The 14,900-nt window shown below is 73.1% G+C and carries 17 protein-coding genes; 11 read left to right on the plus strand and 6 right to left on the minus strand.

Features of this window, described 5'->3' with window-relative positions; all coding sequences use genetic code 11:
- Positions 1-5: 5 nt before the first annotated feature.
- The 3 genes from ABZ342_RS25770 to ABZ342_RS25780 form a co-directional block, all read right to left on the minus strand.
- On the minus strand, positions 6-260 hold the full coding sequence (locus tag ABZ342_RS25770; RefSeq protein WP_360477738.1) for a hypothetical protein: 255 nt from the start codon (positions 258-260) through the stop codon (positions 6-8).
- 23 nt (positions 261-283) lie between these two features.
- Positions 284-619 carry a hypothetical protein gene (locus tag ABZ342_RS25775; protein ID WP_360477741.1) on the minus strand — a complete coding sequence of 112 codons (336 nt, stop codon included), beginning with the start codon at positions 617-619 and terminating at the stop codon, positions 284-286.
- A 123-nt stretch (positions 620-742) separates the two neighbouring features.
- Entirely contained in the window at positions 743-1,447 is a 705-nt protein-coding gene (locus ABZ342_RS25780) for a response regulator transcription factor (protein ID WP_360477744.1), read from the minus strand.
- A 663-nt stretch (positions 1,448-2,110) separates the two neighbouring features.
- Here ABZ342_RS25780 and ABZ342_RS25785 point away from each other — a divergent pair.
- From ABZ342_RS25785 to ABZ342_RS25835, 11 genes are all read left to right on the plus strand, one after another.
- Complete coding sequence (locus tag ABZ342_RS25785; RefSeq protein ID WP_360477747.1) at positions 2,111-2,395, plus strand: hypothetical protein; 285 nt, start codon at positions 2,111-2,113, stop codon at positions 2,393-2,395.
- A 208-nt stretch (positions 2,396-2,603) separates the two neighbouring features.
- Positions 2,604-3,299, plus strand: coding sequence for an LppX_LprAFG lipoprotein (locus ABZ342_RS25790; protein ID WP_360477750.1), 696 nt, complete (start codon positions 2,604-2,606; stop codon positions 3,297-3,299).
- On the plus strand, positions 3,296-4,837 hold the full coding sequence (locus tag ABZ342_RS25795; RefSeq protein ID WP_360477753.1) for an MFS transporter: 1,542 nt from the start codon (positions 3,296-3,298) through the stop codon (positions 4,835-4,837). The genes ABZ342_RS25790 and ABZ342_RS25795 overlap by 4 nt, the downstream gene beginning before the upstream one ends.
- Before the next feature lie 129 nt (positions 4,838-4,966).
- Positions 4,967-5,545, plus strand: coding sequence for a TetR/AcrR family transcriptional regulator (locus ABZ342_RS25800; protein WP_360477756.1), 579 nt, complete (start codon positions 4,967-4,969; stop codon positions 5,543-5,545).
- A gap of 41 nt (positions 5,546-5,586) precedes the next feature.
- Entirely contained in the window at positions 5,587-6,486 is a 900-nt protein-coding gene (locus ABZ342_RS25805) for an NADP-dependent oxidoreductase (RefSeq protein WP_360477759.1), read from the plus strand.
- A gap of 68 nt (positions 6,487-6,554) precedes the next feature.
- Positions 6,555-7,247, plus strand: a complete 693-nt coding sequence (locus ABZ342_RS25810) for a response regulator transcription factor (protein ID WP_360477762.1) — start codon at positions 6,555-6,557, stop codon at positions 7,245-7,247.
- Positions 7,244-8,623 carry an ATP-binding protein gene (locus tag ABZ342_RS25815; protein WP_360477765.1) on the plus strand — a complete coding sequence of 460 codons (1,380 nt, stop codon included), beginning with the start codon at positions 7,244-7,246 and terminating at the stop codon, positions 8,621-8,623. Before ABZ342_RS25810 ends, ABZ342_RS25815 begins: the two co-directional genes overlap by 4 nt.
- Before the next feature lie 47 nt (positions 8,624-8,670).
- Positions 8,671-10,053 (plus strand): ferredoxin reductase family protein, encoded by a 1,383-nt coding sequence (locus ABZ342_RS25820; protein WP_360477768.1) that lies wholly within the window; start codon positions 8,671-8,673, stop codon positions 10,051-10,053.
- A 13-nt stretch (positions 10,054-10,066) separates the two neighbouring features.
- Entirely contained in the window at positions 10,067-10,510 is a 444-nt protein-coding gene (locus ABZ342_RS25825) for an FMN-binding protein (protein WP_360477771.1), read from the plus strand.
- A complete protein-coding gene (locus ABZ342_RS25830; RefSeq protein ID WP_360477774.1) occupies positions 10,507-11,244 on the plus strand; it encodes an FAD:protein FMN transferase in 738 nt (245 codons plus the stop codon). The genes ABZ342_RS25825 and ABZ342_RS25830 overlap by 4 nt, the downstream gene beginning before the upstream one ends.
- Before the next feature lie 44 nt (positions 11,245-11,288).
- A complete protein-coding gene (locus tag ABZ342_RS25835) occupies positions 11,289-11,816 on the plus strand; it encodes a hypothetical protein (protein WP_360477777.1) in 528 nt (175 codons plus the stop codon).
- Positions 11,817-11,831: 15 nt separating this feature from the next.
- On the opposite strand, the gene ABZ342_RS25840 is transcribed toward ABZ342_RS25835, so the two are convergent.
- The 3 genes from ABZ342_RS25840 to ABZ342_RS25850 are packed head-to-tail and all read right to left on the minus strand — an operon-like array spanning position 11,832 to position 14,624.
- Positions 11,832-12,773 carry an SDR family NAD(P)-dependent oxidoreductase gene (locus ABZ342_RS25840; protein WP_360477780.1) on the minus strand — a complete coding sequence of 314 codons (942 nt, stop codon included), beginning with the start codon at positions 12,771-12,773 and terminating at the stop codon, positions 11,832-11,834.
- Between the two features lie 13 nt (positions 12,774-12,786).
- Complete coding sequence (locus ABZ342_RS25845) at positions 12,787-13,260, minus strand: TspO/MBR family protein (RefSeq protein ID WP_360477783.1); 474 nt, start codon at positions 13,258-13,260, stop codon at positions 12,787-12,789.
- The gene (locus tag ABZ342_RS25850) at positions 13,257-14,624 is read right to left on the minus strand and encodes a TIGR01777 family oxidoreductase (RefSeq protein ID WP_360477786.1); all 1,368 of its coding nucleotides are present in this window, start codon (positions 14,622-14,624) and stop codon (positions 13,257-13,259) included. The genes ABZ342_RS25845 and ABZ342_RS25850 overlap by 4 nt, the downstream gene beginning before the upstream one ends.
- Positions 14,625-14,900 lie beyond the last annotated feature (276 nt).

Below are 14,900 nucleotides of genomic sequence, written 5' to 3' on the forward strand. Positions count from 1 at the left end.
CTCGCTCATTCGGTGGTGTCCGGACGTTTCCGGGAACGCGGGCGCTCCGGCTCCGGCGCCGGTTCGGCGGCGGCGTCGTCGACCGTCTCGACGTCGATGAGTCCCCGCCGGCGCAGTTTCTCGACCTTGTCGCTGCCGGCGACCTCGACGTCGGGCACTTCGTCCGACTCCTGTCCCGGGGACAGGCGCACGGTCCGGCCGGTGCTCAGCGGCACCGAGATCGGGCCGGACACGAGCAGGCTCCTGATCCGCACGGCCATGTTCGTTCCTCCTCGTTTGGTTGTCAGCCCGGGTCGGCGGCCGACCGGAGCACGGCCGCCAGGTACTCCGGCCACCCCGCACCGGCGCCCCGCGCCCGCTCGACGATCCGGCACACCCGGACCGCCCCGAGCCGGTCGGTCGGATCGACGACCGCGACACCGAGCCGCGGGTTGTCCCACATCAGGTCGAGATAGCCGCACAGCGAATCCGGCCGCGACGCGGACAGCAACAGGACGTCGAACCCGGGGCAGAACAGCGCTTCGGCTGCCTCCTCGGGCCCGCTCACGGAGCCCACGATCGTCATGTCGGTCCGCTCCCCCGCGATCCGCCGCACGATGTCGCAGTCGAGCGCGACCATGTGTGTGATGAGAACTCGGATCGGACCCATCGGCGTTCACCACCTCGGACACCGAGTCTGCTGGCCGGTGCGGCGACCGTCATGAATCCCCGGGATCAGGGTTCGGTCTGCAAAGGATCCGGATCAGCTGGATTCCGCCAGCACCCGCACCGGCGGGGGCGCGGTCTCGATGCCCCACTGCCGGCCGCGGATCGCCGCCATCACCTGACCCCGGCCGCGGACACCCAGCTTCTCGAGGATGTTGTGCACGTGGTTCTTCGCGGTGGTGAGCTGGATCTGCAGCAGCCGGGCGATTTCCTTGTTCGAGTACCCGGACTCGATCAACGCGACGATCTCCAGTTCACGGGACGTCAGGTTCACCAACGCCGCGGGACGGCGATCGCGGGCCAGCACGGCCAACCGGCCCACCAGGCCGGCGGCGATGTCCGCCCCGCAGGTGAATTCGCCCTTGGTGGCCGAGCGGAGCGTGCCGACGAGATCGGCGAAGCCGTGCTCGTTCGTCACGTAACCGGCGATCCCCGCCTCGGCGCAGGCGATCACCTCGGCCGGCCGGTCCGGGATGCCGAGTACGACGCACGGCACCGCGGTGATCCCGGCCAGCCGGTGCAGCGCGGTCAACCCACGCTCGCCGGCCATGTCCCCGGTCATGTCGAGCAGGATCACGTCGACGTCCGGCCGGTCCAGCAGCGGCACGGCGGTGTCGACGCCCCCCGCCGTCCCGGTCAGCCGGATGCCGGGCTCGGCGTCGAGCAGCTGCGCCAGGCCTTCGACGTAGATGCGCACGGGTGAGATGACGACGACCCGCAACGCCGGTGGTCTCTCTTCCATAAGGCAGAACCCCCAGTCCCTGTGGGGACCACGCTGACACGAGCCGTCGACAATCCGTCGACAATCCCGCTTGGCCCTAGGCCGTTCCAGCGACCCGGTTACCCCCGGTTGACGTAGTGTCGACGGATTGTGGACGCGCTCCGTGATCGTGGCGTCGACTCGGTCCGCTCGGCCCTGGACGGCGGCACGCAACGCCTTCGACGCAGCCATGATCGACGGATCCAGGCCTTCACCACGATCCACGACCTCACGGTGCCGAACGTCGCGGCGCCGCGCGGACCGGCACGCCACCTTCGGGACGATCACCGCCGCGGACGCCGCGGCCCTCGCGAAGATGGGCGATTCCCACAACAGACCGGGCGCGGTCTTCACCACCGACGGCAAGACGCCGCACGAGCCGTCCACGAACGACCACTGGCCGGACAAGGTGTCGAATCTCGTGCCGATCCAGCTGTCACTGGGTGCCGCCGGCCTACGAACTCCCGTTCACCGGCGGGGCTCCCGGCGCGTTCGAAAGGGCAAGATCGGCGCACGGTCGTCGATCGTGCCGGGCTCGGGCTCGTCGGGCGTGAAGAACAAGCCACCGGTCGACGGCGCCAACCCGAACATCCCGCGCGCCCCGGACCGGCTGCTCAACACCAGCCCGGACGTCCGGACCTCCCGATGCCGAACAACGACGACCACAAGGAAACCGCTCCGGTTCGTCCCGAGCGGGCCAACCTCGACGGCATCGTCGACGCCGTCGAGGCGGACCTGGAAGGCACGTCCGACGGTGGCCAGTCGAACGACCGGCTGTTCCTGCCCGCGACGGCGTACAACCGCGTGGCGGTCACCCGGGAGATCAACGACGGGCTGCTTTCGCCGCGCTTCGCACCCAGCCGGCGCGCGTGGGTGCTCAGCGGCGACATCGCCCGCGTGAGCCCGCCGGTCCCGGCGTCGATCCCGTAGGACGGCGACAGCAGATAGCGGGAGGGGGCGGACCGGGCCGCTCAGGCGCGCCGGGCTTCCTCCACCGCGTCGCGTCCTTTGTAGATCATCGCCGTTCTCCCGCGGAGGCCCGACCCCATCGGGACAACCCTGAATACGCGGGAAGTCACTCCGTCACGATCGCGAGGCGGTTTGTCCCGGGATGTGCCTCCTGATCTAGGGTGGGCGCATGATTCTGCGGCGTACCCTGCTCGCGGCGATGGCCCTGAGCGCGGCGATCGTCACCGGCTGCTCCTCCTCCGACGGCGACGGCGGCGGCGGCGCGTCGCTGCCCGACGCCGGCGCCCTCCTCAAGGACAGCGCGCAGGCCGCGGGCGGCGTCACCAGCACGCACTTCACGCTGAAGGTCAACGGCACCGTGCCGGGCCTGAGCGTGCACAGCCTCGACGGTGACCTGACCAAGGCCAACGGCGGTGGCGCGAAGGGCACCGGCACGCTGGAGCTGATGGGCCAGGTCGTCGACGCCCAGTTCGTCCTCGTGAACGGCTCCCTGTACATCAAGGGGCCCACCGGCGGGTTCCAGCAGATCCCCGCGATGCTGAGCTCCTCGATCTACGACCCGTCCGCGATCCTCGACCCGCAGCGCGGCATCCCGAAGGTGCTGTCCTCGGTCCAGAACCCGAAGACAGAGGGTAAGGAAGACGTCGACGGCACGCCGACGTACCGCGTCACCGGGACGGTGCCGAAGGACGCGCTGGCCGCCCTCGTGCCGGGGGCGTCCTCGGATGCGAACGCCACCTTCTGGCTCCGCCAGGACGGCGGCCACCTGCCGGTCAAGGCTTCGCTGGGGTACCAGGGCGGGGCCAGCGTCGACGTGACGCTGTCCGACGTGGACAAGCCGGTCACCGTCACCGCGCCGGCGTGACCGGGCTGACCGGCTCGCGCGGCGGCCGCGCGCTCGCGGTCGGCGCCGGTGGTCTCGCCGTGCTGCTCGGCGCGTTGGACACCTACGTCGTGGTCGGCCTGCTGCGGCAGATCATCGACGACCTGAGCGTTCCGGTGAACCGGCTGGAGATCGTCACGCCGGTGATCACCGGCTACCTGCTCGGCTACGTGGCCGCGATGCCGCTGCTCGGCCAGGCCTCCGACCGGTTCGGCCGCAAGCTGCTGCTGCAGGCCTGCCTCGGCGGTTTCCTCGCCGGGTCGGTCGTCACCGCGCTGGCCGGCACGGTGCCGGTGCTGGTCGTGGGCCGGGTGATCCAGGGGACCGCCGGGGGCGCGCTGCTCCCGGTGACCCTCGCGCTGGCCGCGGATCTGTGGCCGGGCAACCGCCGCTCCGCCGTACTCGGGACCGTCGGCGCCGCGCAGGAGCTCGGCAGCGTGCTCGGGCCGCTCTACGGGATCGGGCTGGCCGCCGCGACCGGCTGGCGCGGCGTGTTCTGGGTGAACGTCCCGCTGACCGTGCTGGCCGCCGTTGCGGTGCAGGTTTCCGTGCGCGGCACGAAACCTGCCGTACGGCCGCGAGTCGACCTCGGCGGTGCCGCGCTGCTGGCGCTCACGCTGGCGTTGCTCGTCATCGGCCTGGACAACCCGAACCCGCGTGAGCAGGTACTGCCGCCGTGGGGCGTGCCGTGCCTGATCGGCGCCGGGCTCGGCCTGGTCGCATTCCTCTGGTGGGAGTCGCGCGCCGAGGTCCGGCTCGTCGACACCGCGAACGTGTCACTGCGGCCGTTCCTCACCGCACTCGCGACGAGCGTCGCGGCGGGGGCGGCGTTGATGATCACACTGGTCGACGTCGACCTCTTCGCGCAGACCTTGCTCGGCCGCGACGACGGCGGCAGTGTCGGGCTCCTCCTGAGGTTCCTGGTCGCGTTGCCGGTCGGTGCCCTGCTCGGCGGCCTGCTCGCCACGCGGATCGGCGAACGCTGGATCGCCGGCGCCGGGATGCTGATCGCGGCCGGTGGCTACCTGCTGATGTCCCGCTGGCCCGCCGACGTTCTCGCGGCCAGGTCCATCCTGGGGCTGCCACGCCTCGACGTCGACCTGGCGCTGGCCGGCCTGGGGCTCGGCCTGGTCATCGCCCCGCTGTCGGCAGTCGCGCTGCGTGCTGTGCCGCGCGCCCAGCACGGCGTCGCGTCGGCCGCGGTCGTGGTCGCGCGGATGACCGGCATGCTGGTCGGCGTCGCCGCCGTGTCCGCCTTCGGCCTGCACTACTTCCACACGTTGACCGCGTCGCTGAACCCGCCGATCCGGATCCTGTTCCCCTCCGCGCCGGCTTACGACCACGCACTCGCCGACTACCTCGGCGCGGTCCGCGAGGCGCTGCTGACCGAATACCGCGCGATCTTCCTGATCACGTCCGCGGTCTGCCTGGCCGGCGCGGCCGTCGCCGTGTTCATCGGCGGCCGGACGCCCCGGACTGCCGTGAGCGCTGAGCCGAGCCGGTCCTCCACGGCACCTTGATCAAGCACCTGACCTCGGGCTGACGCGGAAACCGCGCCTTGCGGGGTGGATCGGATCGAGCTATTTTCGATACGAAACGGTAGCGTAGCGGAAGTGAGAAGCAGCGTGGGTACACCTGGGTCCAGCGGCATGCCTCGGCCCTCGGCGAAGGGACGGCCGCGGGATTCAAGCCGTGACCTGGCCATTCTCGACGCGACCCTGGCACTGCTGACCGAGGTGGGATACGACCAGCTCTCGATGGAAGCCGTCGCCGGGCGTTCCGGGGCCGCGAAAACGACGATCTACCGCCGCTACCCCGACAAAGCGACGCTGGTCGCCGCGGCGGTCGAACGCCGCGGACCCGCGAAACCCCCACCGCCCAGGGGAAAGAGCCTCCGGGCAAACGTGCATGCCCTGACCACGTGGCTCGCGCGGAGCATCTCCGAACAGGACGTCGGCCTGCTCGGAGCCCTGTTCACCGGCATGCGCAACGACCCGCGGCTCGCCCAGGCGATGCGGCGGATCCTGCGTCGGGACGAGACCGCGATGACCGACAACCTCGGTCACCCAGGGGCCGAGCCACTGGCACCCGGGGCGGCCACACTCTTCGCCGAAGTCGCACCGGCGCTGATCGTGCATCGCGTCGTCGTCGTGGGCGAGCCGTGCGACGCGGCCTTCGTCGCGCACCTCGTCGACGACATCCTCCTGCCGCTCCTGCGCCGCACCTGAGCGTGCGGCCGACCCGAATCACCGGCAAACCGGGAGACACGATGAAAGCTGTACGGTACGACCGATTTTCCGGCATCGACGGGATCTACCTCGCGGACATCCCCGAGCCCGTGGCCGGCCCGGGCGAAGTGCTCGTGCGGGTCGAAGCCGGTGCACTCAACCCGGGAGCACTGCCGGCGCTGCACGGCAGTTCCTACACGCCGGGCCGCGATCTCGCCGGTGCAGTCGTGACGGTCGGCGCCGACGTGCCCGGCTTCACCGCCGGTGACGCGGTGCTGGGCCGCCTGCAGAGCTGGGACGCCCACGCCCCGTTCGTCGCCACCCCCGCGGACCAGCTGGTGCGCAAGCCCCAAACCCTCTCCTGGGACGTGGCCGGCTCGCTCTGCACCACCCCGATGGCGGGCCTCGGCGCCATCCGGGCGGTCGCACCCCGGCCCGGCGAGACCATCGTGATCTCGGGCGCATCGGGCGGCGTGGGGTTCACCGCCGCCCAGCTCGCACGCCGCGCCGGAGCGACGGTGATCGGCCTGACCAGCGACGCCCATTCCGACCTGCTCCGCCACCACGGCATCGAGCCGGTCCGGTACGGCGACGGCGAACAGGAACGGATCCTCGCCACGACCGATCGAGTCGACGCCTTCATCGACACAGCCGGTGGCGGCTACCTCGACCTCGCCCTCACCCTCGGCGTTCCGGCAGACCGCATCGACACCGTCGTCGACTATCGCGCAGCGAAAGAGAAAGGCGTCAAATCCCTCGGAACGAACGACGCCGGCGGCCTCCCGGCGCTGGCCGAACTGGCCACCCTCGCCGCTTCCGGCGACCTGCACATCCCCATCGCCGCAACGTATCCGCTCACCGCCGTGCGCGACGCCTACCAGGCACTGGCCGACCGCAAGAGCCACGGGCGCATCGTGCTGCACCCCCAGGACCTCGCCTGAGCCCGTCGAAGCTCGCGTCGAGCGTCCTGCCGAAACCCGGCGGGACGCGGAGCCCGCGCGCGGGCATCATGGCGGCCATGCCACACCGCGTCCTGCTCGCCGACGACGACCGCGCCATCCGGGAGTCGCTCGTCCGGGCCCTCGACCTCGAGGGCTACCACGTCACCGAGGTGACCGACGGCGTCGACGCGCTCGCCACCGCCCGGCGCGACGACTTCGACGTGCTGATCCTCGACGTGATGATGCCCGGCGTCGACGGTCTCGGCGTCTGCCGCGTGCTGCGCGCCGAAGGCGATCCCACCCCGATCCTCATGCTCACCGCCCGCGTCGAAACGCCCGACCGCGTGGCCGGCCTCGACGCCGGGGCCGACGACTACCTGCCCAAGCCGTTCGAGCTCGACGAGCTCCTCGCCCGGCTGCGGGCCCTGCTGCGCCGCACCTCGCCCGAGCCGGAGGCCCGGCGCACCCTGCGGCTCGGCGAGCTCGCCGTCGACCCGGCCGCCCGGCGGGTGTGGTGGCAGGGCACCGAGATCACGCTGTCCAAGACCGAGTTCGACCTGCTGGAACTGCTGGTGCGCAACGCCGGGATCGTCCTCGACCGCAGCACGATCTACCAGCGCATCTGGGGCTACGAGTTCGGCTCCGACTCCAAGAACCTCGCCGTCTACATCGGCTATCTGCGCCGCAAGCTGGAGCACGCCGGCGCGACCGAGCTGATCCACACCGTGCGCGGCGTCGGCTATTCGGTGCGGCCGGCATGAACCTGCGCAGCAAGCTCGCGATCGCCTTCGCCGGCGTCGGCGCGGCCGCGGCCATCCTCGTCGGCGTCCTGAGCTACCAGGCCGCCTCGGAGCGGATCGACGCGGAGCTGGACCGGTCGCTGCTCACGACGTCGGCGGAGGTCGCGGCCGGCGCGACGCAGGTCCTGGCGCCGAGCCCGGTCACCCGCGGCCCCGATGACGACGACCACGACGAGGCCCAGCCGATGGTCGCCCAGGCGATCGCCGCGGACGGCACCGCCCGGCCGATCGGCGGCCGTGCGGTCCACCTCGGGGTCGACGACGCCGACCGGGCGCTGGCCGCGACCGGCTCGCTCGGTGACCACCGCTACTGGAACCTCACCGCCGGCCGCGACGACTACCGCGTGATCACCGTCGCCCTCGGCCCCGGCCGCGGCGCCGTCCAGCTCGCCATCGACGTCGACGAGTCCCGGCACGTGCTGGATGGCCTGGCCGCGCGCATCAAGGCCGTCAGCGCCCTGGTCCTGGCCGTCGCGGCGCTCGCCGGCTGGCTGCTGGCCCGCCAGATCACCCGGCGGCTGGTCCGGCTGACCGACGTCACCGAGCAGGTCAGCGACGGCCGCCTCGACGACGTCTCCGTGCCCACCGGCGGCCGCGACGAGGTCGGGCGCCTCGCGGTCTCGTTCGATCGCATGCTCGGCCGGCTGGCCGACGCCCGCGCCGATCAGGAACGCCTGGTCCAGGACGCCGCCCACGAGCTGCGGACGCCGTTGACCAGCCTGCGCACCAACGCCAGCGTCCTGCGCCGGTTCGCCGAGCTGAGCCCCGAATCGCGCGGGCGCCTGCTCGACGACGTCGACGGCGAGACCCGCGAGCTGACTCACCTCGTCGACGAGCTCGTCGAGCTGGCCACCCGCCGCTACGAGGCCGAGGAGGCCACGCCGGTCGAGCTGGGCGAACTCGTCGAGCGCGCCGCCGATCGCGTGCGGCGCCGGTCGGGGCGCGCCATCACCGTCGAGGCCGGCGCGTCGGCGCTGACCGGGCAGGCGAAGGCGCTGGAACGCGCGGTCGCCAACCTGCTGGAGAACGCCGTGAAGTTCGCGCCCGACGGCCCGATCGAGGTCGAGGTACGGGACGGCCGCGTGCGGGTGCTCGACCGCGGCCCCGGCATCGCCGACGACGACGCGGCCCGCGTGTTCGACCGCTTCCACCGCGCGGACGGCGCCCGCCGCCTGCCCGGCTCGGGGCTCGGGCTGGCCATCGTGCGGGACATCGCGCTGGCCCACGGCGGCACGGTGTTCGCCGAGCCGCGCCCGGGTGGCGGCGCCGTGGTCGGGTTCACCGTCGGCGCGGATCTTCTCTTACCGAACTCTCACCCTCGTCACGTCGACGGCTAACCGGGTTCGGGAAGGGTGGATCCGAAGCGATCACCCCGAGGAGCCCGATGTCCGCCACGCTCGCCACCCGCCGCGTCGCGCGGCCCGCGGTGCGCGCGTGGTGGCGGGACGCCGCGGGCCTGACGGCCTGGCTGAGCGTGCTGTTCGTGGTCGCGCTCTGGGTGTCGGGCCGCGGCCTGCAGGACCTCGGCACGGACTTCTTCACCTCCACCGGACGGCTGACCGGCCTGGTGTCGGCCGACCTCCTGTTGCTGCAGGTGCTGCTCATGGCGCGGATCCCCTGGGTCGAACGCGGCTACGGCCAGGACGAGCTGGCTCGGCGGCACCGGCTCGCCGGGTTCACCTCGATCACCCTGCTGGCCGCGCACCTCGTGCTCATCACCCTCGGCTACGCGGCGACCGACCGCGCCGGCGTCCTGGCCGAAGCCTGGGCGCTGGTGACGACGTACCCGGGGATGCTCCTGGCCACCGCCGGGACGGCCGCGCTCGCCATGGTCGCCGTCACGTCGGTGCGCGCGGCCCGGCGGCGGCTGCGCTACGAGTCCTGGCACCTGCTGCACCTCTACGCCTACCTCGGCGCCGGCCTCGCCCTGCCGCACCAGCTGTGGACCGGCGCCGACTTCACCGCCTCCCCGGTCACCACGGCGTTCTGGTGGACCGCCTACGCGTCGGCCGCGGGCGCCGTGCTCGTGTTCCGCGTCGGGCGGCCGGTGTGGCTCAACGTCCGGCACCGCCTGGTCGTCGAGCAGGTCGTGCCCGAAGGCCGGGGTGTCGTTTCGGTGTACCTGCGCGGCCGCGACCTCGACCGGCTTCCCGTGGCGGCGGGTCAGTTCTTCGTCTGGCGGTTCGCGGCCGGACCGGGCTGGACGCGCGGCAAGCCGTTCTCCCTCTCCGCCGCCCCGGACGGGCACCGGCTGCGGATCACGGCGAAGGACCTCGGCGCGGGCAGCCGCCGGCTCGCCACCCTGCGGCCCGGCACGCCCGCGCTGTTCGAAGGCCCGTACGGCCGGCTGACCGGAACCGTCCGAAAAGGACGGAAGCTCGCGGTGTTCGCCTCCGGTATCGGGATCACGCCCCTGCGCGCACTCCTGGACGAACTCCCCTACCAGCCCGGGGAAGCCGTGCTGTTCCAGCGCGCGGGCCGCCCGGCCGACCTGCTGTTCCGCCGGGAGCTGGCGGACCTCGCCGCCCGCCGCGGGATCCGGATCCACCACCTGCTCGGCCGGCGCTCGCGCGACCGCACGTCCTGGCTGCCCGCCGGGTACGCCCCCGTGCCCGACGAGCAGGTGCTGCGCCACCTCGTGCCCGACATCGCCGACCACGACGTCTACGTCTGCGGCCCCGACGCCTGGACCGGTGCCGTGCTCGACAGCGCCCGCCGCGCCGGTGTCCCCGCCGACCGCGTCCACGCCGAGCGGTTCGCCTGGTAGGAAAGGACTTCCGATGCGCAGGATCGCCATCGCCTTCGCGGCGACCGTGTCCGTCGTCGTGCTGCTGTTCAGCTACCGCACGAGCACCGACCAGACGCCGGTCGCCACCGGACGCACCCAGCCGTCCCGCACCGCGAGCCCGCCCGCCTCCGGTGCCCCCTCCACCGCGCCTTCGGGCGGCGACGGGACGTTCACCGGAGCCGCCGCCGACACCCGCTACGGCCCGGTCCAGGTGCGGATCACCGTCGCGGGCGGCAAGATCACCGACGCCCAGGCCGTCGAGTACCCCCAGGAAAGCGGCCGCGACGTCCGGATCAACTCCGAGGCGGTGCCGGCGCTGAACCAGGAAGCGCTGCAAGCCCAAAGCGCCCAGATCGACACCGTCAGCGGCGCCACCTACACCTCCGAGGGCTACCAGCAGTCCCTGCAGTCGGCGATCGACCAGGCCCACGGGTGACCACCACGCAGCGCCGATCCTGGACGCGCCCGGTCATGGGCACCCAGGCCAGCCTCCACCTGCGCGGCCCGCGCGTCGGCTCCGACCCCGCGGTCGAACCGGCCGTGGCCGCGGTGTTCGGGCACCTGCGGGCCGCCGACGAGCTGTTCAGCACCTACCGGCCCGACAGCCAGGTGAGCGCGCTCCGCCGCGGTTCGCTGCCCCGCGAGCGCCGGCACCCGTGGCTCACCGAAGTCGTCGAGCTGTGCGAAGAGGCGCGCGACCGCACCGACGGGTACTTCGACGCGTGGCCGCCGGGCGGTTTCGACCCGTCCGGCCTGGTCAAGGGCTGGGCGACGCAGCGCGCGGCCGACGGCCTCCGCACGCTCCCCGGATTCGACCACTACCTCAACGTCGGCGGCGACATCACGGCGCGGGTCGGCGTCACGACCGCCCCGCCGTGGCACGTCGCGGTCGAAGACCCGGCCGACCGGAGCGCGTTCCTGACGATCCTCGACGTGCGCACCGGCGGAGTCGCGACGTCCGGCTCGGCCGCCCGGGGCGCGCACATCGTCGACCCGCACACCGGGACCCACCCCGGCGAGCTGCTGGCCGTCACGGTCACCGGGCCCACGCTGCTGTGGGCCGACGTCTTCGCCACGGCCGCCTTCGCGCGCGGCGGGCCCGACGTCGAGGCCTGGGTGGCCGGCCGCGCTCCCGGTTACCGGGTCGCCGCACTCGCCCGGGCCCCTTGAACCTCACCGATTCCCGCTTCCGCACACCCTCCACAAAGGACACCATGACCACCGTCAACGGCCTGCCCGCCCACGTGCTGCTCGTGCACGCCATCGTCGTCCTGCTCCCCCTGTCCGCGTTGCTGCTGGTCCTCAGCGCGCTGTGGCCCGCCGCACGCGGCAAGCTCGCCGGGCCGAACGCGATCCTGTCCGTCGTCGTGGTGGTCCTCGTGCCGATCACGACCGACGCGGGCGAGTGGCTGGAACGCCGCGTCGCCTCCACCCCGCTCGTGCGGACCCACACCGAGCTGGGCGACACCGCGCTGTCGGTGGCGATCCCGGTGGCCGTGCTGGCGCTCGTCGTGTGGTGGCGGCGCCGGGAAAGCCTGCGAACCCAGGCGGCGGACACCGCCGCCCGTCGCACGTTCCTCGCCCCGGCGTCGACCGCGGTGACCGTGGTGCTCTCGGTCCTCGCTGTCGTGGCCGCGGGTGCGGCGGTCTACGACATCTACCGCATCGGCGACTCGGGGGCCCAGGCCAGCTGGCAGAACCAGTTCAGCTCCGCCCCGGCTCCGCGCGACCCAGGCCACTGACCCCGGCGACAGTGCTCAGCGTCCGATGGGTCCGATGGCGTCCAGGCAGAACCGCAGCAGCCGTTCCGCGTCACCGGGCGCCGGTCGCGTGCCGGGCAGCAGGTGCGTGGGCCGGTCCCGCCGGTCGTGCCAGAACCGGCCGGCCGGCGGTCCGGGCCGGGTCGCCGCCAGCCAGACCGCCGTGTCGGCGCCTTCCTCGGCGGTGCGCAGCGCGGGCTCGACCAGCCGCCGGAACGACGGGAGCGAGCCGGCCAGGCCCGGGGTGTCCGCCCAGCCGGGGTGCGTGCTGTGCACCGCGATGCCGTCCGGACGCCAGCGTTCGGCGAGCGTCGGCGTGAGCTCCACCTGCATCCGCTTCGTGCGCGCGTACGCGGTCGCGCCTCGGTAGCGGCCGCCGCGGTACTCCGGGTCGTCGGCCGCGAGCTTCTGGGTGTACATCCCGCCGGACGACACCCAGATCACCCGGGCGTCCGCCGACGCCCGCAACGCGGGACGCAGCAGCTCGGTCAGCAGCAGCGGTCCGAGCACGTGCGTGGCGAACGTGATCTCGTGCCCGGCCACGCTTTCCTCCCGCCGCGGCGGGAGCACCCCGGCGTTGTGGACGAGCACGTCCACGCGCGGCTCCGTCGCCGCGAACTCGCGCACCGAAGCGAAATCGGCGACATCGCACCGAGCCGTCCGGACCTTCGCCTCCGGGACCGCCGCGCGGACGCGGCTCAGCGCCCGCTCCCCGCGTTCGACGTTGCGCACCACCAGCACCACTTCCGCGCCCAGGCGGGCCAGCCCGGCGGCCGTCGCTTCGCCGAGGCCCGAGCCGGCCCCGGTCACCAGCGCCACCCGGCCGCGCAGCGCGTCCGGCGCGGGGTCGTCCGCCGGCCAGGTGCGGCGCCGCAGCGCGTAGCCGAAGCGGGAGTAGCCGACGACGACGGTGCGGTCGAGCAGGGTGTCGAGCAGCAACGAAGAACTCCGATCAGTTCAGGACGACGATCGCCGCGTTGAGCGCCGTCGCGAAGAGCGTCCAGGCAAGATAAGGCAGCTGGAGGGCGGCCGCCGCCGTCGAGCGGCGCCGGAAGACGACCGCGGTCGCCACGATCACGACGTCGAGCACGACGATCTCCACCAGCGCGACGGTGTAGGCGCCCGCGGCGAAGAACAACGGCGTCCAAGCGGCGTTGAGCACGAGTCCGGCCGCGTACCAGCCGAATTCCCGCCGCGTCGCCCCGGTTCGCCAGAACAGCCAGCCGGACACGGCGATCGCCAGGTAGAGCACCGTCCACACCGGACCGAAGAGCCACGACGGCGGCGCCCACGGCGGCTGCGCCAGTCCGGAGTAGACGAGGCGGGACCGCGTCGCGGCGAGACTGCCGACGGTGGCGACGACGGCCACCGCGGCGACGAACCCCGCCAGGGCCAGCGGCGGAGCGGGGCGAGGGAGGGTGGTCATACCGGCTCTCCCACGGTCGGTCGTGCGTCCGATCCGGTCGTGGCGCCCAGCACGTGGGCGAGCGCGTCGCCGAGCCGGCGGTGACGGAACTCGTGCCCGGCGTCGAGCAGCCGCATCGGCCGGACCCGCTGGTCGGCGAACGCCAGTTCGCGCGCCCCTTCGCGGCCGAGCAGCAGCCGCGGGCCGAACGACGGCAGGGCCAGGACCGCCGGGCGGTGCAGCACCTGCCCCAGGGTGCGCGTGTACTCGGCGTTCCGCACCGGTTCGGGGCCGGTGGCGTTCACCACGCCGTCGAGCGCCCGATCCGTGACCGCCCGCAGGTAGACGTCGGTCAGGTCGTCGAGGCCGATCCACGGCATCCACTGGCCGCCGGTCCCCAGCGGCCCGCCCAGGCCCGCGGCGAACAGCGGGCGCTGGAGCCGGAGCACGCCCCCGCGCGGGCTGAGCACCAGCCCGGTCCGCACCCGGACCACGCGGATCCCCGCCGTGGCCGCCGGTTCGGCGGCGGCCTCCCACTCTTCGACGACGTCGGCGAGGAAGCCGTCTCCGCGCTCGCTGTCCTCGGTCAGCACCTCGTCGCCGCGCTCGGGTCCGTAGAAGCCGACCGCGGACGCCGAGACGAACACCCCCGGGCCGTCCGGCGTGCGGGCGGCGAGCTCGGCGAGCTTCCGGGTCGGGCCGATCCGGCTGTCCCGCACGGCCCGCCGGTGACGCTCGTCGAACCGTCCGGCCACCGAAGCCCCGGCCAGGTGCACCACCGCGTCGACCCCGGCGAGCAGGTCCGCGGCGGGTTCCTCCGGCCGCCACGTCCGCTCGTCCGGGGTGCGCGCGGTCCGGCGCACCAGGCGGACGACCCGGTGCCCGCCGGTGGTGAGCAACGCCGTCAGCGCGGTGCCCACCAGACCGCCGGCGCCCGTCACCGCGACGGTCAGCGGCTCGTGCCAGTACCGCCGCTGCGCGGCCAGGTCGGCGGCCAGCTGGCGGTGCCGGTAGGCGAACATCGAGCGCAGCACCGCCGCCGGCACCGGCGTCTCCACACGGTCGGTGAGCACGGTGCGGCCGGGGCCGTCGGCTTCGAACCGGTGGGTGTGCCGCCAGTGCAGGACGGCCGAGAGCCCCGGCGTGGCGAGCCGGTCGACGAACTGGTGCGGCGGCCGGTAGCCGGCGGACTCGTGCGCCGCGGCCCACTTCAGCCCGCCGGGCAGCACCAGCTCGGCCGTCCCGTCACGCAGGGAGTCGCTCTCCGCGCCGACCCGGACCGGCTGCCACGGCGGGGTGAGCCGGGTCATCGCCCCGGGCAGGCCATGCCAGGCGAACACTTCGTCGAGCGGGGCGGAGACCACGCCCGAGAACTCCACGGTCACGTTCTCCTCCGATGCAGGTCCGACTCAGATGACACCTCGACCTTACCTTTTGCCGCTGATTTCCGTCGATTTCGACCATGATTTGCGATGCATCTTCGATGCATCCGCGTGCATTCGCGGCGCACCGGTGTGACGATCGAAGCCGAGGCACGAGCCGGGAGGAGGAGTGCCGATGAGTTCGCTCACCACGCCGACCAAGGGGTCGAGCCCGGTCGAAAAGGCACTGGCCGACGCCGCGGACAACGCCGACCAGCGGTACCACGCGGCCAAGGGCCT

It is taken from the genome of Amycolatopsis sp. NPDC005961 (assembly GCF_040629235.1).
Taxonomy (GTDB): domain Bacteria; phylum Actinomycetota; class Actinomycetes; order Mycobacteriales; family Pseudonocardiaceae; genus Amycolatopsis; species Amycolatopsis camponoti.